Below are 15,855 nucleotides of genomic sequence, written 5' to 3'. Positions count from 1 at the left end.
AGCGCGGCCCGGTGGGCTTGATCGGCCACACCAAGGGCGACGCGAACGAGACCGTCGCCTCCCTCCTGGCGGACCACGCGGCGGGCCTCCTTTCGACGCCTTCGGCGCCGTCTCCGGAGGCGGTCGAGGAGTTCCTGCGCGAGCGCGGCGTCCGCTGGACCACGTGGGAGGGGTGGTATCGGCTGGACGCCCACGAGCGCGCGCTGGGCGCCCCGGAGGGGCGCGAACGTGTGAAGGTGGTCCCCCGCGACGAAATGCTGGACGCCTCCGGCGCGTAGCCGGCACCGCACTTTTCCGGGCGGACGGGACGTTGCAGCACCTCAGGGGCGCGGGGAACTGCGCGAGAAACCACTGACGAGCGGATGGCCCTGCGCGATCGAGGGTCCACCTGCCTGGGTGGCTTGTCGCGCAGTTCCCCGCGCCCCTGATGGTGCAACGTCTCTTCGTCGTCACCTGACGCGCCGTTTCGGTTCTGCTCTGGCCCGTTCGGGTGATAGGTCCGCGCGGGTGGGCATGCGCCCCTACGCTGGATTGGGTAGGGGGTGGTGCTGCGTTGGGGGGAGTGGGCGTGGGGCGGATCAGGGTGTTGGTGGCCGATGGGCATCGGATCTTCGCTGAGGCCTTGGCCACCGCGCTCGCCGCGGAGCCGGACGTGGAGGTCGCTGCAGCAGGCAGCGCCGCAGGCGCGGAGCGTGCGTTGGAGCGCGCCGCAGGCGAGGGGCGCGGGTTCCAGGTGATGCTCGTCGACGCCGACCTCGGAGCCGGCGCCCCCGCGCACGTGCCCGCCCAGCGTCGGCCGCTCGGGGCCCAAACGGTCCCAGCGGTCGCAGCGGCGCCGCCGCGTCCGCCGACCGGTCCCACCGGAGACGGCATCGCCCTGATCGGCCGGGCCCGCGCCGTGCATCCGGAGCTGCGGGTGATCGTCCTCGCCGCCGCCGACGACCCGCACCGCGCCGTGCGCGCCCTCCAGGCAGGCGCCGGAGGGTGGGTGGCGAAGGAGAGCTCGCTCGGGCGGCTCATGGCCGTGATCCGCGGCGTGATGCGGGACGAGACGCACCTGCCGCCCAGCCTGCTCACCGGCGTCGTCCGCGAGCTCACCGCCGCGCGGAGGGACCGCACCGAGAGCGAGCGCCTGGTGGACTCCCTCACGCCACGCGAGAAACAGGTGCTGCGCTGCATGGTCGCCGGTCTCGGGCGGCAGGCCGTCGCCGACCGGCTCTACCTCTCCCCGCACACCGTGCGCACGCACATGCAGAACGTCCTCGGGAAGCTCGGCGTCCACTCCACTCTCGCGGCCGTCGCCCTGGCCCGCCGGGCGGGTGTCGGCCCGGCCGAGGGCTGAGAGCCTGTGTCTGAGCCCCCGGCTCAGGTCCGGCGGCGCACCAGCAGCAGGGCGTCCAGCGCCGCGCCCGTGCGCTGCGCCTGGCGGCGCACCAATTCGCCGCCGGTCGAGAGGGTCAGCGCGGTCAGGATGGCGATCAGATGCTCCGCGCCCGCCAGGTTCGGCTTCACCACGGCCTCACCGATCATCATCGCGACCACCAACCCGCCCGTCACCACCGCGCGATAGCGCCATGCGATGCAGACGGCCAGGGCCACCACGGCCACCGAGGGTCCGGTGTCGCGGACGAACGCCGCGTCGTAGGAGAGGCCGAAGAAGCGGTTCGGGCCCATCTGGATGCCCTGCCGCGCGTACATCGTGCCGGCCAGCGTCGCCGCGTAGCTCACGGCCAGGGTGCGCCAGCGGCCGAGAGTGAGCTCGGCGATACCGAAGACGAAGAAGAGCTGGGCCGCCGCGCCCCAGACCGGCAGGTCGGGCGCGGGGACGAAGAGAGACAGCGGCGTGCGCGAGAGTGCGACCCCGATCGGGAGCGACGCGCGGACGACGCCCAGCTGTTCGACCATCGCCGCGCCGGACGGCGTCTGCTGCCAGATTTGGAAGACCAGGACCGCCAGCGTGGCCGTGAGCGTCATCGGTATCGCGGCCAGGCCCCTGCCGCGCAGGCCCGCGCGCAGGGCGCGCACGAGTCCACCCCACTCGCGTTCCGCGCCCGAGCGGACCGCGGAACGGACGGCGGAGCCTACGGCGGTAGCTCTTCCAGGCATACGCGCGGTTCCTCCGAAGACGTCACCTTTTGCGTCTTATATAACGGTAAGCCTGAAATAAGCTGACGCTGTGCTCTGTCGAGCGGAGATCTGGATCATTCGGAAGGAGGACCCGCGACCGACGCGGCCCCTTCGGCGGGGGGCAGCGGAAGCGGGGTGTGCCGCCGCTTGAACAGGGCGGGCAGGCTCGGGGCGGTGATGAAGCCCTCCGCGCGGGCGGAGGCGACGCCGATCCTGGGCAGGTCGCTGGTGCGCTCGAAGAGCAGGTAGCGGGGCTCCCAGATCGGCCGGTACTTGGCATTGGCCCGATAGAGGGATTCGATCTGCCACCAGCGCGAGAAGAAGATCAGCACCTCGCGCCAGAGCCGCAGGATCGGCCCCGCGCCCAGCTTGCCGCCGCGCTCGAAGACGGCCCGGAACATGGCGAAGTTCAGCGAGATCCGCTTCACGCCCAGCTTCTCGGCCTGCTGGATCAGCTCGATGACCATGAACTCCATGAGGCCGTTGTCGGACTCGCGGTCCCGGCGCATCAGGTCCAGCGACAGGCCCTCGCGGCCCCAGGGGACGAAGCTCAGCAGAGCCCGCAGCTCTTCCTCGCCGTCGTGGCACTCCAGCATCACGCACTGGCCGTCGTCCGGGTCGCCGAGACGGCCGAGCGCCATCGAGAAGCCGCGCTCGGTCTCGCCGTCGCGCCAGTGGTCGGCCAGGCTGAGCAGCGAGTCCATCTCGGCCTCGGGGATGTCGCCGTGGCGGCGCACCCGGACGGTGTAGCCGGCCCGGCCGACGCGCTTGTGCGCCTGGCGGACGCCACGCATGGCCCGGCCGTCGAGTGTGAACTCGTCCACCTCGACGATCGCCTCGTCGCCCAGTTCAAGGGCGTTCAGGCCGTGGCGGGCGTACACAGTGCCGCCCTCCTCGCTGGCGCCCATCACGGCCGGCGTCCACGCGTGCACCTCGGCCTGCTCCAGCCAGCACTCGATGGCCCCGGGCCACGCCTCCACGTCGCCGATCGGGTCGCCGGACGCGAGCGAGACGCCGCCGACCACGCGGTAGGCGACGGCCGCCTTGCCGCTGGGCGAGAAGACCACGCTCTTGTCGCGGCGCAGCGCGAAGTAACCGAGCGAGTCGCGCTCTCCGTGGCGGTCGAGCAGCTCGCGCAGCCGGTTCTCGTCCTCCGCGCCCAGGTACTCCTTGCCCTTCGGGGAGCGGAACAGGGCGTAGAGGACGAGCAGGAAGAGGATCACGCTCATCACGTTGATCGCGATGTCCACCCAGTGCGGGATCTCGACGCCGACATGCTCGGAACCCGCCGGGGCCAGTGTGTACACGCGCATCAGCGCGTAGTTCATCCGGTCCCAGAGAGTGGAGCCGGCCGCGGTGTTGGTGATGGTGACCAGCGCGGTGCCGATCAGCATGCCGAGCGCGCCGCCGCCGACCAGGGCCGCCAGCGCGAGCAGCGGGTTGGACCGGTCCCCCTTGGCGTGGAACTCACGACGGCCCACGATCAGGCAGAGCAGGAAGACGGCGCTGATGCCGGTGGAGATCCAGTTGAAGCCGTGTTCGCGCACCTCGGGCGCGACGGCCATCACCAGCGCCACGAGCAGGATGTAGGCGCCGGACAGGACCACGTTGAAGATCCACGCGGCGCGCTTGCCCCGGCGCATCATGATCGCCATGAACCAGGCGACCGCGGCGGAGGTGAAGCCTGCGGTCAGCAGGTAGGGCGTGAAGAGATCACCGGTGTTGTGCCGCGTCACCTGGCGGCGGAACGGTGCGGAGACGCCGCCCAAGAGGTTGAGCGCCGTGGCGATGCGCAGGTACCAGACGGCCGCGAGGGCGGCTCGACGTTGCCACTTCTGGCGACTGATGGGCGGGGTTTCGCTCGACACGTACGCATCCATCCCGTTCTGGTCGAATCTTCATGATTACACACCAGAACGGGACAAATTGGCCACCTTGCCCCCTGTCGGTGGGGCCGGCAGCTGGTGGTGCCTACCGCCGGTGGTGCCGGAAGAGATCCAGGAAGACGCCCGCGATCACCGCATGTCCGGTGGGGGTGGCGTGGATGTCCTGGAACGGCGTGCACTCCCAGGTCCAGGTGCAGATCCGGGCCACGTTGAGCGGCACCTGGCCGATGCCGGGAAGCGTCGCCTGGTCGGTGAAGTCGAGCGTGGAGAAGGCCGTGGACACGTCCGCCAGCTGGAACTCCCCCGGCTCCAGGCCGGCCGCGATCGCGCCGTTCAGTGCCACGCCCAGCTGGGTGGAGAGCTGCGCCGCCTGCTGGCCCGCGGGCCCGGTCAGCCACACGGCCAGGAACGGGTCGTAGTAGTTCATCGCCGCGTAGCGCGGGTGGCTGCCGCCCGCGTGGTGCAGGGCGGCGGTGATCTGCGGGACCTGGGCGGCGACGGTGGCGATGCCCTGGCTCGCGCAGGCCAGGTCGATGGAGCCGCCCTTCAGGCAGCCGTCGACGTCGTTGGCGCCGATGTCGAGGGTCACGTAGGTCACGTGGCCACGGTGCTCGCGCAGGAACTGGACGGCCGCGTCGAGCTGCGAGGTCGCGCCCGGGTAGCTGCAGATGCCGCCGTTGATCATCGTCTCGGTGGTCTCGCCCGAGCAGCCGAGCTTGATGTGGACCAGATCAGGGTCGTGCTGCTTGAGCTGGGTGTAGAGCTGGTCGGTGTAGGAGACGTCGGTGTTGTGACGGACGTCCGGCTGGTAGCCGGCCGCCAGCGAGTCGCCGAGCGAGACGTAGTACTCGGGGCTCTCTTGGTGCGCCGGGCTCGGCGCCTGGGGTGCGGCGTCCACGTTGACCTGGTTCGTGGCGGAGGCCGGGCCCGCCAGGGCGAAGGCGAGCAGCGCGGCGGTGGCGGTGGCGCCGAGCGCGCGCGCCAGCCGCGGGAGTGCGGTCATCGGGTGGTGTCCCCCTTCCGGAGACCGCCGCGTTGCGGCCCCCGGCAAGGGAGTAGACAACCCGCCAGTAACCCGTGACAAGACCCGTGCATGGGTGGACGTCGACCTGGTGTGTCAGAACTGACGGAGCGGAAGCTGAGGAAGGGTCAGCGATGTCCGTCCGCGGCGACCGGCTGCCTGCTCCGGTTGTTCCGGCTACTCCGGCAAATTGTCGAAGGGCGCCACGAGCTGGCGCAGCAACCCGGCGAGATCCTCGCGCTGCGCGGGGGAGAGCTCGCCGAGGATCGCGCGTTCGTGGTCCAGCAGCCCGGCGAGCGCGGCGTCGGCGCGCTCCTGGCCCGCCTGGGTGAGCCGGACCAGCACGCCGCGGCGGTCTCCCGGGTCGGGCAGGCGCTGGACCAGGTCTTTGCCGGCCAGGCGGTCGATCCGGTTGGTCATCGTGCCGGAGGTGACCAGCGTCTGGGTGAGCAGTTGCCCCGGGGAGAGCTGATAGGGCGTCCCTGCCCGGCGCAGTGCGGTGAGGACGTCGAACTCCCACGGCTCCAGCGAATGTTCCGCGAAGGCGGCGCGACGGGCACGGTCCAGGTGGCGGGCGAGCCTGCTGACCCGGCTTAGCACCTCGAGCGGCCCCACGTCGAGGTCGGGGCGCTCGCGACGCCACGCTGCGACCAGCCGATCGACCTCGTCCTCCATGGTGATCAGTGTAGTCGGATATCTATCGACATGAAGTCTCTTGACATCAAGAATTTACGCAGGGCATGCTGAAGGTATCTTGACGTCAAGATAGTTGAAGTGAGTGCAGTGGCTGAAGTGGTTCGAGAGAAGTGATGACGACATGACGCCCGTCTCCTGGGATCCAACGCAGTACCTCCGCCACGCCGACCTGCGCGGCCGCCCGTTCTTCGAGCTGGTCGACCGCGTACCGCTGGTCCCCACCCGCGTCGTCGACCTCGGCTGCGGCCCCGGCAACACGACGGCGACACTGCCCGCACGCTGGCCGGGCGCGGTCGTCACCGGCCTGGACAGCTCGCCGCAGATGATCGAACAGGCCCGCCGCGACCACGGCGCGCACGTGGAATTCCTGGTCGGCGACATCGCGGGGTACGCACCGCCCCCGACCGGCGCGGAGCGGCCCGACCTGATCCTCTCCAACGCCGCGCTGCAGTGGGTGCCCGAGCACCTGGCGCTGTTCCCGCGCTGGATCGAGGCGCTGCCGCGCGGCGGAGCGCTCGCCCTGCAGGTGCCAGGCAACTTCGACCAGCCCTCGCACACGCTGCTGACCGAGCTGCGGAACAGCCCCCGCTGGAAGGCGACAGTCGGCGGCCCGCACCGGGCCGACATCCCCGAGCCGGGGGAGTACCTGTCGACGTTGGCCGGGCTCGGCTGCGCGGTGGACGTCTGGGAGACGACCTACCACCAGGTGCTGTCCGGCGACCACCCGGTCCTCGACTGGATGCTCGGCACCGGCCTGCGGCCCGCGCTCGACGCGCTCCCCGACCCGGCGCAGCGGGCCGACTTCCTCGCGGAGTACAGCGCACTGCTGGACACCGCGTATCCGCGCCGTGACTTCGGCACGGTCCTGCCCTACCGCCGCGTCTTCGCGGTGGCCGTCAAGCGCTAGGAGACTCGCATGATCGTCGCTCTCGACCACGTACAGCTGGCCGCACCGGCCGGCAGCGAGGACGCGCTGCGCGCGTTCTACGTGGACGTCCTGGGCCTGACCGAGATCCCCAAGCCGCCCGTGCTGGCGGCGCGCGGCGGCTGCTGGTTCGCCTCCGGCGACGGCGCGGTGCAGGTGCACGTCGGGATCGAGGACCCGTTCACCCCGGCGAAGAAGGCACATCCCGCGCTGCGGATCCGGGGCATCCGCGACTACGCGGAGACGCTGGCCGCGAAGGGCGCGGAGGTCGTCTGGGACGACAACCTGCCGGGCCACGACCGTTTCTACTCCTTCGACCCGGCCGGCAACCGCATCGAGTTCCTGGAGCCGCACGCGTAGGCACACGGGGTGACCCTCCAGGGGCGCGGGGAACTGCGCAGCAAGCCACCCGAGATGGTGGATCCCCGAACGCGCAGGGCCATCCGCACGGGGGCACCTCCCGGCCGAAGGCTGGGGGAGGGTGGTTGCTCTCGCGCGCAGTTGATCAAGCAGAGCCCCGCGCCCCTGAAGGCTTACGCCTTCCTTCGTCCCACCAACTGCGGGCGACGCTCCATGCCCTCCAGGCCGTGCCAAGCGAGGTTGACCAGGTGGGCGACGACTTCCGCCTTCTTCGGCTTGCGGACGTCCAGCCACCACTGGCCCGTCAGAGCCACCATGCCCACCAGCATCTGCGCATACATCGGCGCCAGCTTCGGGTCGTAGCCGCGCGACTTGAACTCCAGACCGAGGATGTCCTCCACCTGGTTCGCGATGTCGCCGATCAGCGAGGCGAAAGTCCCCGTCGACTGCGTCACCGGCGAGTCCCGGGTCAGGATCCGGAAGCCGTCCGTCGAGGTCTCGATGTAGTCGAGCAGCGCGAACGCCGCCTCCTCGCACAGCTCGCGCGGGTGACCGCCCGTCAGGGACCCCGTGACCATGTCCAACAGCAACTGCATCTCGCGGTCGACGACCACCGCGTAGAGCCCCTCCTTGCCCCCGAAGTGCTCGTAGACCACCGGCTTGGAGACGCCCGCCTTCGCGGCGATCTCCTCCACCGACGTCGCGTCGTAGCCACGCTCGGCGAACAGCGTCCGCCCGATGTCCAGCAGCTGTTCGCGGCGCTGCTTCCCGCTCATCCGCACGCGTGTCCCACGACGTGCCGGCGCCCCCCGCCTGGACGAGGGCGCGTCGCCTACCGGGTCTCTGTCGCCACTGCTCTCGTTCACAGCACCATCATGCCGCCCGCCGGGCCGCCAACCGATCCGGGCTCGGCCAGCGGACGTCGTGCGCCCAGCCGAATCGCTCGAACCAGCGGATCAGTCGCGCCGAGGAGTCGACCTGCCCGCGCAGCACGCCGTGGCGGGCCGAGGTCGGGTCGGCGTGGTGGAGGTTGTGCCAGGACTCGCCGCAGGAGAGGACGGCCAGCCACCAGACATTGCCGCTGCGATCGCGCGAGCGGAACGGGCGGGAGCCCACCGCGTGGCAGATCGAGTTGATCGACCAGGTCACGTGGTGCAGCAACGCGATCCGGACCAGCGAGCCCCAGAAGAACGCGGTCAGCGCACCCTGCCAGGACCACGACCACAGGCCGCCGACCAGCGGCGGGAGCAGCAGCGAGATCAAGGTGAAGAGGAAGAACTGGCGCGAGATCCAGTGCACGTCGCGGTCCTTGACCAGGTCCGGCGCGTACTGCTGCTGCGGCGTCTGCTCCTCGTCGAAGAGCCAGCCCATGTGCGCCCACCAAAGGCCGCGCAACAGCGCCGGCACGGACTCGCCGTAGCGCCACGGGGAGTGCGGGTCGCCCTCGCGGTCGGAGAACTTGTGGTGCTTGCGGTGGTCGGCCACCCAGCGCACCACCGGCCCCTCGACAGCGAGGCTGCCGGCCACGGCCATGGCGATCTTCAGGACGCGGTTGGCCTTGAAGGAACCGTGGGTGAAGTGGCGATGGAAGCCGACGGTGATCCCGTGGCAGGCGGTGAAGTACATCGCGACGGCGATGACGACGTCATGCCAGCCGATGCCCCAACCCCAGGCGACGGGCACGGTCGCCAGCACGGCGAGGAACGGCACGACGATGAACAGTCCGAGCGCCACGCGCTGCGCCACGCCCTGCTTCTGGCCGCCCCTGGTCCCATCGTCCTGCGGCGCGCCGGCCGGACCGTTCGGGCCGTTGTCGACGACGTCGGTGATCTGCAAGGTCATGCGTCGCCCCTCGGCCTACGGAACCGTAACTTACGGCATCGTAGGTTGTGTTCCCTCCGCCAGGGAAAACCATCCTCCGGACGGCGTGGCGGAAGGGTGAATTCCCGACGACGGCCGATTTCGCTCGATTGCGTGAACGGTGGTCGTTCGCCCGCGCGGCCATGCGGCGGGTGGCGAGGGTGGTGCCATGCAAGCCAAGCACCACGAACAAGCCGAAGCCCGACGCCTCCGCGCCGAGGGGCGCAGCCTCAACGAGATCTCGGACGCACTGGGCGTCTCGAAGAGCTCCGCTTCGCTGTGGGTGCGGGATCTTCCGCGGCCGCCGCGATCGCAGCAGGACCGCGATGAGCGGCGACGTCATATGGAGGAAGTCTGCTGGGGGCCGCGTCGTGCGCGTCGGGAGGCTCTGCATCGGGTTGAGCGCGAGACAGCCGCCGGGGCCGTCCAGTCACTCGGCGAGCGGGAGCTGTTCCTGCTCGGTGTGGGCCTCTACTGGGCGGAGGGGACCAAGTCGAAAGCCTGGCGTACCCAGCACAAGGTCCAATTCGTCAACAGCGATGCTGGGATGATCGACGTGTTTCTGGCCTGGCTCGACCTGCTCGGGGTCGAGCGCGATCGGTTGCGCTTCGCGGTGTCCATCCATGAGTCCTCTGACATTCCGGGGGCCGAGAACGGTATTGGTCCGATCAGGTGGGCGTGCCAGCCTCGGCGTTCAACCGGACCATCCTGAAGCGCCATAACCCCAAGACGGTGCGCAAGAACTGTGGGGAGTCCTACCACGGTTGTCTGACTGTGTATGTTCTTCGGAGCGCTGAGCTACTTCGTCGCATCGAAGGATGGTGGTGCGGCATAGTAGGGAGCGCACGTTCGCCGGTTGCGCCGGGGGACGGCGATCCTTCCCGGATCGTCTAAAGGCAGGACAGATGATTTTGGATCATCGAATGAGGGTTCGATTCCTTCTCCGGGAGCTCTGCATGAGTGCGGCCGCGTAGGCCAGTTATCCTCACTGTGTTCGGGCACGTCTGTGCGGCTCCCTGTGCGGGTGTTCGGCGGCCCGGCGGACCCTCCCCGTTCCGTTGCAGAGGAGCCTGCGCCCCATGACTCCCACCGCCGTGATCGTTCTCGCCGCCGGCGAGGGCACCCGGATGAAGTCGGCCGTTCTGCCCAAGGTGCTGCACCCGCTCTGTGGGCGCACGCTCGTCGGGCACGCCGTCGCGGCCGCGCGGGAGCTGACGCCGGAGCATCTGGCCGTCGTGATCGGCCACATGCGGGACAAGGTCGCCGCCCACCTCGCCGAGGTGGACCCGGGCGTCCGCACCGTCGTGCAGGAGCAGCAGAACGGCACGGGCAACGCCGTGCGCGTCGCGCTGGAGGCGCTCGCCGCCGAGGGGCTGGTGCTGGACGGCACGGTCATCGTCACCACCGGCGACACCCCCCTGCTCACCGGCGCCACGCTGCAGGCGTTGGCCGCCGCGCACGCCGCCGACGGGAACGCCGTCACCGTGCTGACCGCCGAGGTCCCCGACGCCACCGGCTACGGCCGGATCCTGCGCGGCGAGGACAACTCCGTGCAGGCGATCGTCGAGCACAAGGACGCCACCGATGCGCAGCGCGCCATCGCCGAGATCAACTCCGGTGTCTTCGCCTTCGACGGCAAGCTGCTGGTCCAGGGCCTGGCCGAGGTCCGGACCGACAACAGCCAGGGTGAGGAGTACCTCACCGACGTGCTCGGCATTCTGCGCGAGGCCGGCCACCGCGTCGGCGCCGTGGTCGCCGCCGACTACCGCGACATCCTCGGCATCAACGACCGGGTCCAGCTGGCCGAGGCCCGCCGCATCATGAACGACCGCCTGCTCGACGCGGCGATGCGCGCCGGTGTCACCGTGGTCGACCCGGCCACCACCTGGCTGGACGTCCAGGTCTCCTACGAGCGCGACGCCGTGCTGCAGCCGAACACCCAGCTGCTCGGCTCGACCTCCGTGGGCGAGGGTGCCGAGGTCGGTCCGAATTGCACGCTGCGGGACACCGCGATCGGCGCGGGCGCGGTTGTGATCAATGCCACAGCGGAGCGCGCGGTGGTCGGAGCGGGCGCGAGCGTCGGCCCGTACGCCTATCTGCGCCCGGGTACGGTGCTCGGCGTCAAGGCCAAGGCGGGCACCTATGTCGAGATGAAGAACGCCGTCGTCGGCGACGGCGCCAAGGTTCCGCACCTCAGCTATGTGGGTGACGCGACGATCGGTGAGGGCACGAACATCGGTGCCGCTTCGGTCTTCGTCAACTACGACGGCGTCAACAAGCACCGCACCACGATCGGTGCTCACTGCCGGACGGGTTCTGACAACATGTTCGTCGCTCCGGTGACGGTCGGGGACGGCGCGTACACCGCGGCCGGCTCGGTCATCTATCAGGATGTGCCGGCCGGCGCCCTCGGTGTGACCCGTCCGCAGCAGCGCAACATCGAGGGCTGGGTCGAGCGCAAGCGCCCCGGAACCGCGTCCGCGCAGGCCGCGGCGGCTGCGAAAGCGGCGACTGCGGGGGCCGCTGAGGCCGAGGTGACCACTCGAGGGGACGACCCGGAGGCGACGGGAGCCTCCGCGGACGCGTAACCTGGTGGTCATCCACACGCCACAGGCCCGCTCCAGGCCAGACGTTCGCCTGCGGTGTATCAGCAACAAGGAGACGGTTGCAGTGACCGGGATCAAATCGTCCGGCTCGCGGAAGATGATGCTCTTCTCCGGCCGCGCACATCCCGCCCTGGCGCGGGAGGTGGCCGAGCAGCTGGGTGTCGACTTGGTCCCCACCAAGGCTCTGGACTTCGCCAACGGCGAGATCTACGTCCGATACGAGGAGTCGGTGCGCGGTGCGCACGCCTTCGTGCTGCAGAGCCACACGGCGCCGATCAACCAGTGGATCATGGAGCAGCTGATCATGATCGACGCCCTCAAGCGGGCGTCGGTCAAGACCATCACCGTGATCATGCCGTTCTACGGCTACGCCCGTCAGGACAAGAAGCACCTCGGTCGCGAGCCCATCTCCGCGCGGCTGATAGCGGACCTGCTGAAGACGGCGGGCGCCGACCGGCTGATCTCCGTGGACCTGCACACCGCGCAGATCCAGGGTTTCTTCGACGGTCCGGTCGACCACCTCTTCGCGCTTCCGCTCCTCGCCGACTACGTCGGCGCCAAGGTGGATCGCGCCAAGCTCACCGTCGTGTCGCCGGACGCCGGTCGGGTGCGGGTCGCGGACCAGTGGTCGGACCGTCTCGCCGCGCCGCTGGCCATCATCCACAAGCGTCGTGACCCGAACGTGGCCAACAAGGTCATGTCCGCCGAGGTCGTCGGTGACGTCAAGGGCCGCGTCTGCGTCCTGGTCGACGACATGATCGACACCGGCGGCACCATCGTCGCCGCGGCGGACGCGCTCTTCGACGCGGGGGCTGAGGACGTCATCGTGGCCGCCACGCACGGCGTGCTCTCCGGTCCTGCGGCGGACCGGATCAAGAACTCGCGGGTCAGCGAGTTCGTCTTCACCAACACCCTGCCGACGCCGGGTGAGCTCCAGCTGGAGAAGGTGACCACGCTCTCGATCGCCCCGCTGATCGCCCGCGCGATCCGCGAGGTCTTCGACGACGGCTCGGTGACCAGCCTCTTCGAGAACGCCTGAGGCGGCTGCACCACCTGATCGTTTTGGCTCCCTCGCCGGGCCCGGGTAGACTCGAAAACCTGCCCGGCGAGGGAGCCTTTTCGTTGTCCTGAGTACGACACACGACACGATCGAGCTCCGTTATCGACGCGCTTCTTGTGACGAGATGTGTGAGATGGCCGCCGAGCGCCCCTGTTTCTCGCACTTCCAAGGAGCGCTTCCATGTCTGAGATCCGCCTTTCCGCTGAGGTCCGTACCGAGTTCGGCAAGGGTTCCGCTCGTCGCGCCCGCCGCGCCGGCCTGGTCCCCGCCGTCGTCTACGGCCACGGCCACACCCCGGTCCACCTGAACCTGCCGGGCCACGACCTGATGCTGGCGCTGAAGACCTCGAACGCGCTCATCTCCCTGTCGATCGACGGCAAGCAGGAGTTCGTGCTGCCGAAGGCCGTCCAGCGTGACGCCATCAAGCGCACCATCAAGCACGTCGACCTGATCCTGGTCAAGCGTGGCGAGAAGGTCACCGTCGAGATCCCGGTCCACACCGAGGGCGAGCTGGCCCCCGGCGGCAACCTGCTGGAGCACGTCCTCAACGCGCTGCCGGTCGAGGCCGAGGCCACGCACCTGCCCGAGTCCGTGACGGTCTCGGTCGAGGGCCTGGAGGCCGGCGCCTCCATCCACGCCAAGGACATCACCCTCCCGGCCGGCACCACCCTGGCCGTCGACGGCGACACCGTCGTCCTGCAGGTCATCGGCGCCCAGGCCGAGGCCCCCGCCGAGGAGACCGAGGCCGCCGAGGCGACCGAGGCCCCCGCCGAGGCCTGAGCCTTGCAGTAGGAGCTGTCCCGCTGCCCCGGTCGTCCCCGCTGATGGCCGGGGCAGCGTCGCACCCGCCGCAACCCGCATCCCGACAGGAGTCGCAAGAGATGAGCGAGCAGGGCCCCTGGCTGGTCGTCGGCCTCGGCAACCCCGGTCCGCAGTACGAGGGCAACCGGCACAACATCGGTTTCATGGTCGCCGAGCTGCTGGCCGAGCGCATCGGCGGGAAGTTCAAGGCGCACAAGAGCCGCGCGCAGGTCGTGGAGGGCAGGCTCGCGGGTCAGCGGGTGGTGCTGGCGAAGCCGATGTCCTTCATGAACGTCTCCGGCGGCCCGGTCGTGGCGCTGCGCGACTTCTACAAGGTCGGCGTGGACCGGCTCGTGGTGATCCACGACGAGCTTGACCTCGAGTACGCCACGCTCCGCCTCAAGTGCGGCGGCGGTGACAACGGCCACAACGGGCTGAAGTCCATCACCAAGTCGCTGGGCCCGGACTACTTCCGCGTCCGCGCCGGCATCGGCCGCCCGCCGGGCCGGATGGACGTCGCGGACTTCGTGCTGCGCGACTTCTCCTCGTCAGAGCGCAAGGAACTGCCGTGGTTCGTGGACCGCTGCGCGGACGCGGTGGAGTCGCTGACACAGGAGGGACTGGAGCGGGCCCAGTCCGCGTACAACGACTGAGCCCGCCCGGGGCTGTGAACTGACTTGCGTCAGGCCGTGATCAGCGCACGTGGACGTAGGTCCCGGGACCGAAGCCGTCGACGTGCCACTGGTCACCGGTGAACCACGCGACCTCCCAGGTGCCGCCTGTGGTCGCGCGGCCGTACAGGTTCCAGTTGCCATAGCGGTTGGACCATGTGTAGCCCTGGTACTGCCAGTTCCTGCTGCCGTACGGCCGGAAGAAGAGGTGCACGCGGGTGACGCCCATGCGGGACCAACTGCCATAACCCTGCTGCCACAGGCCCCCGCTGAAGTGCAGGGTCTGCCCCTTGTAGGCCCAGGTGGTGTTGGGCTTGGCCCCGGTGACGGCCGTCAGGTAGCGGAACATGTGGATCACGGGGCTGATCGCAGCTGCATAGCCGGGCGCACCCGGGTACCAGAGCTTCCAGTAGCCATGCGGATTGGCCACCCACGCCGTGACGGACTGAAGGCCGCTGCCGGGAGTGACCTTGATGTAGCCGAGGTTCTTCCAGCCGCTCGAGCCGTTGGCGGACTCCAGCACGTACACCTTGTTGCCAGGGAGCCGGTAGTCGGAGCTGTTGACTGAGTACCAGAAGCTGAGCTGTGAATACTCGTCAAGGCTCTCGGGCATCAGGACCAGGTTGACCGTTTGGACCACCGAGGTGACCTGGAAGGCCGCGGAGGCAGGGGCCAGGAAGGCGTCGCCGCGGTTGTCCTGCGCCAGGTACACCTTCCACGTGGTGGCCGCCCCGGGCGCGCTCGATTCGAGGCTGAACCGGCCGTTCGCGTCCGTGGCCGCGAGCGTCGAGGCGTAGCTGGACTGGCCGAACTCAATGGTGTTGCCGACAAGCGGGTGCCAGACCTGTTGCGCGTCCTGGTACTGCGCGACGCCGCTGAGCTTCACGAGTGAACCGACGGTGTAGCCGCCGCCGGAGGTGCTGTCGAGCACGATCCGGGTTGGGGCGGGCGCCGCGGAGTTGACGGTCGTGACGCCCAGAGTGGTGTGGTTCAGTCCGTACTGGTCGGAGCCGAAGAGCGTGTACGTCTGGTTCGAGAAGTTCGGTCCGGGCGACGCTGTGATCTTGAACTTGCCGTCCGGTGCAGTCAGGTAGGCGTACCCGCTGGCCATGTAGCCGCTGAGGTCGACCTGCGCGCCGGAGTTGACGAAAGGCGTCCCAGTGTCGCCGGTGGCCGGATCGTAGGTGGTGACCCGACCCGTCGCGGTGACCTGCTCGTTGCCGAAGCTGAGCGAGGTCGAGCCGAAAGCGATGTCGTGGTAGGCCGGGATCTTGTCGTAGACCAGGTTGCCCTGGACGACCGGGCTGTGGGTGCCCAGGCTGTCGACGACGTCGGCGGACACGACGTAGGCGGCGTACTTCAGCCCCAGTGGGGCGGTGGTCTCCCAGACTCCGTTGCTCGCCGTGCCGCTGGTGAGCGTGAACGAGGTCAGTGTGGCGGTGGGCGCCGCGTATGAGGCGGCGGTGACCTCGACGGCGCTGATGTCCGCGCCACCGTGGGCGGTGACCTTCAGCACGACGCCATGGTCGGTGTTGACGCCGGTGACCTGGTCCACGACGGGCGGCGTGGCCGGGGCCGGGGCCGGAGTTGCCGTGACCGGGGCGCTCGGGCTGTTGTTCGGCGCCGGACTCACGGACGCGCTGGGGCTCGCGCTGGGATCGGCCATGGCCTGGCCGGGCATCGCGACGACCGCGGCCAGCAGCGCGGCGGCTGTGACGGCGGGGATGATGGAACGGAGTCTCACGTTGAGATCCCCCTGATGGAAAGGTGGCTCATGCGCGGACAGACAGATGCGCGAAACATGAGTGGTGCGCGTGTGAGCCTATTGCGTGGCTCAAAGCA

15 protein-coding genes, 1 tRNA gene and 1 pseudogene are annotated in these 15,855 nt (G+C 69.6%); 10 read left to right on the top strand and 7 right to left on the bottom strand.

Annotated elements, in window-relative coordinates:
- Together ABIA32_RS25380 and ABIA32_RS25375 are read left to right on the top strand one after the other, a co-directional pair.
- Positions 1 to 278: pseudogene (locus ABIA32_RS25380) on the top strand (pyridine nucleotide-disulfide oxidoreductase); the annotation flags it as partial.
- A gap of 290 nt (positions 279 to 568) precedes the next feature.
- On the top strand, positions 569 to 1,342 hold the full coding sequence (locus ABIA32_RS25375) for a LuxR C-terminal-related transcriptional regulator (RefSeq protein ID WP_370099833.1): 774 nt from the start codon (positions 569 to 571) through the stop codon (positions 1,340 to 1,342).
- 23 nt (positions 1,343 to 1,365) lie between these two features.
- Here the strand turns inward: ABIA32_RS25375 and ABIA32_RS25370 are convergent, their stop codons facing one another.
- From ABIA32_RS25370 to ABIA32_RS25355, 4 genes are all read right to left on the bottom strand, one after another.
- Complete coding sequence (locus ABIA32_RS25370) at positions 1,366 to 2,106, bottom strand: hypothetical protein (protein WP_370099830.1); 741 nt, start codon at positions 2,104 to 2,106, stop codon at positions 1,366 to 1,368.
- 95 nt (positions 2,107 to 2,201) lie between these two features.
- Positions 2,202 to 3,995 carry a phosphatidylglycerol lysyltransferase domain-containing protein gene (locus tag ABIA32_RS25365; RefSeq protein WP_370099827.1) on the bottom strand — a complete coding sequence of 598 codons (1,794 nt, stop codon included), beginning with the start codon at positions 3,993 to 3,995 and terminating at the stop codon, positions 2,202 to 2,204.
- A gap of 103 nt (positions 3,996 to 4,098) precedes the next feature.
- Positions 4,099 to 5,016 carry an SGNH/GDSL hydrolase family protein gene (locus ABIA32_RS25360; protein ID WP_370099824.1) on the bottom strand — a complete coding sequence of 306 codons (918 nt, stop codon included), beginning with the start codon at positions 5,014 to 5,016 and terminating at the stop codon, positions 4,099 to 4,101.
- 195 nt (positions 5,017 to 5,211) lie between these two features.
- A complete protein-coding gene (locus tag ABIA32_RS25355; protein ID WP_370099821.1) occupies positions 5,212 to 5,709 on the bottom strand; it encodes a MarR family winged helix-turn-helix transcriptional regulator in 498 nt (165 codons plus the stop codon).
- 142 nt (positions 5,710 to 5,851) lie between these two features.
- Between ABIA32_RS25355 and ABIA32_RS25350 the strand changes: the two genes are divergently transcribed.
- The gene (locus ABIA32_RS25350; RefSeq protein WP_370099818.1) at positions 5,852 to 6,637 is read left to right on the top strand and encodes a methyltransferase domain-containing protein; all 786 of its coding nucleotides are present in this window, start codon (positions 5,852 to 5,854) and stop codon (positions 6,635 to 6,637) included.
- 9 nt (positions 6,638 to 6,646) lie between these two features.
- Positions 6,647 to 7,015, top strand: a complete 369-nt coding sequence (locus ABIA32_RS25345; protein WP_370099815.1) for a VOC family protein — start codon at positions 6,647 to 6,649, stop codon at positions 7,013 to 7,015.
- A gap of 173 nt (positions 7,016 to 7,188) precedes the next feature.
- Here the strand turns inward: ABIA32_RS25345 and ABIA32_RS25340 are convergent, their stop codons facing one another.
- Together ABIA32_RS25340 and ABIA32_RS25335 are read right to left on the bottom strand one after the other, a co-directional pair.
- Positions 7,189 to 7,791 (bottom strand): TetR family transcriptional regulator, encoded by a 603-nt coding sequence (locus ABIA32_RS25340; RefSeq protein WP_370099812.1) that lies wholly within the window; start codon positions 7,789 to 7,791, stop codon positions 7,189 to 7,191.
- Between the two features lie 97 nt (positions 7,792 to 7,888).
- Positions 7,889 to 8,857, bottom strand: a complete 969-nt coding sequence (locus ABIA32_RS25335; RefSeq protein ID WP_370099810.1) for an acyl-CoA desaturase — start codon at positions 8,855 to 8,857, stop codon at positions 7,889 to 7,891.
- Between the two features lie 187 nt (positions 8,858 to 9,044).
- On the opposite strand from ABIA32_RS25335, the gene ABIA32_RS25330 reads away from it, so the two are divergent.
- The 6 genes from ABIA32_RS25330 to pth all read left to right on the top strand — a co-directional run bounded on the left by ABIA32_RS25330 (position 9,045) and on the right by pth (position 13,995).
- Complete coding sequence (locus ABIA32_RS25330; RefSeq protein WP_370099807.1) at positions 9,045 to 9,587, top strand: hypothetical protein; 543 nt, start codon at positions 9,045 to 9,047, stop codon at positions 9,585 to 9,587.
- Between the two features lie 167 nt (positions 9,588 to 9,754).
- Positions 9,755 to 9,825, top strand: a tRNA-Gln gene (locus tag ABIA32_RS25325).
- Positions 9,826 to 9,954: 129 nt separating this feature from the next.
- Positions 9,955 to 11,463, top strand: coding sequence for a bifunctional UDP-N-acetylglucosamine diphosphorylase/glucosamine-1-phosphate N-acetyltransferase GlmU (glmU, locus tag ABIA32_RS25320; protein ID WP_370099804.1), 1,509 nt, complete (start codon positions 9,955 to 9,957; stop codon positions 11,461 to 11,463).
- Positions 11,464 to 11,545: 82 nt separating this feature from the next.
- Positions 11,546 to 12,520 (top strand): ribose-phosphate diphosphokinase, encoded by a 975-nt coding sequence (locus ABIA32_RS25315; protein ID WP_370099801.1) that lies wholly within the window; start codon positions 11,546 to 11,548, stop codon positions 12,518 to 12,520.
- A gap of 201 nt (positions 12,521 to 12,721) precedes the next feature.
- Entirely contained in the window at positions 12,722 to 13,321 is a 600-nt protein-coding gene (locus tag ABIA32_RS25310) for a 50S ribosomal protein L25/general stress protein Ctc (protein WP_370099799.1), read from the top strand.
- A gap of 101 nt (positions 13,322 to 13,422) precedes the next feature.
- Positions 13,423 to 13,995: an aminoacyl-tRNA hydrolase gene (pth, locus tag ABIA32_RS25305; protein WP_370099796.1), complete on the top strand. Its 573-nt coding sequence runs from the start codon at positions 13,423 to 13,425 to the stop codon at positions 13,993 to 13,995.
- A 40-nt stretch (positions 13,996 to 14,035) separates the two neighbouring features.
- Here the strand turns inward: pth and ABIA32_RS25300 are convergent, their stop codons facing one another.
- The gene (locus tag ABIA32_RS25300; RefSeq protein WP_370099793.1) at positions 14,036 to 15,757 is read right to left on the bottom strand and encodes a hypothetical protein; all 1,722 of its coding nucleotides are present in this window, start codon (positions 15,755 to 15,757) and stop codon (positions 14,036 to 14,038) included.
- Positions 15,758 to 15,855 lie beyond the last annotated feature (98 nt).

The sequence above is a fragment of the Streptacidiphilus sp. MAP12-20 genome (genome assembly GCF_041262525.1).
Taxonomy (GTDB): Bacteria; Actinomycetota; Actinomycetes; order Streptomycetales; family Streptomycetaceae; genus Streptacidiphilus.
Note: the sequence above shows the minus strand (reverse complement) of the source record. Positions and strands in the feature narration are given on the sequence as shown.

Excerpts from the sequence above, each read along its gene's own strand:
- ABIA32_RS25370 (WP_370099830.1), bottom strand. The coding sequence starts at position 2,106 with ATGCCTGGAAGAGCTACCGCCGTAGGCTCCGCCGTCCGTTCCGCGGTC.
- ABIA32_RS25360 (WP_370099824.1), bottom strand. The coding sequence starts at position 5,016 with ATGACCGCACTCCCGCGGCTGGCGCGCGCGCTCGGCGCCACCGCCACC.
- ABIA32_RS25355 (WP_370099821.1), bottom strand. The coding sequence starts at position 5,709 with ATGGAGGACGAGGTCGATCGGCTGGTCGCAGCGTGGCGTCGCGAGCGC.
- ABIA32_RS25350 (WP_370099818.1), top strand. The coding sequence starts at position 5,852 with ATGACGCCCGTCTCCTGGGATCCAACGCAGTACCTCCGCCACGCCGAC.
- ABIA32_RS25345 (WP_370099815.1), top strand. The coding sequence starts at position 6,647 with ATGATCGTCGCTCTCGACCACGTACAGCTGGCCGCACCGGCCGGCAGC.
- ABIA32_RS25340 (WP_370099812.1), bottom strand. The coding sequence starts at position 7,791 with ATGAGCGGGAAGCAGCGCCGCGAACAGCTGCTGGACATCGGGCGGACG.
- ABIA32_RS25335 (WP_370099810.1), bottom strand. The coding sequence starts at position 8,857 with ATGACCTTGCAGATCACCGACGTCGTCGACAACGGCCCGAACGGTCCG.
- ABIA32_RS25330 (WP_370099807.1), top strand. The coding sequence starts at position 9,045 with ATGCAAGCCAAGCACCACGAACAAGCCGAAGCCCGACGCCTCCGCGCC.
- glmU (WP_370099804.1), top strand. The coding sequence starts at position 9,955 with ATGACTCCCACCGCCGTGATCGTTCTCGCCGCCGGCGAGGGCACCCGG.
- ABIA32_RS25310 (WP_370099799.1), top strand. The coding sequence starts at position 12,722 with ATGTCTGAGATCCGCCTTTCCGCTGAGGTCCGTACCGAGTTCGGCAAG.
- pth (WP_370099796.1), top strand. The coding sequence starts at position 13,423 with ATGAGCGAGCAGGGCCCCTGGCTGGTCGTCGGCCTCGGCAACCCCGGT.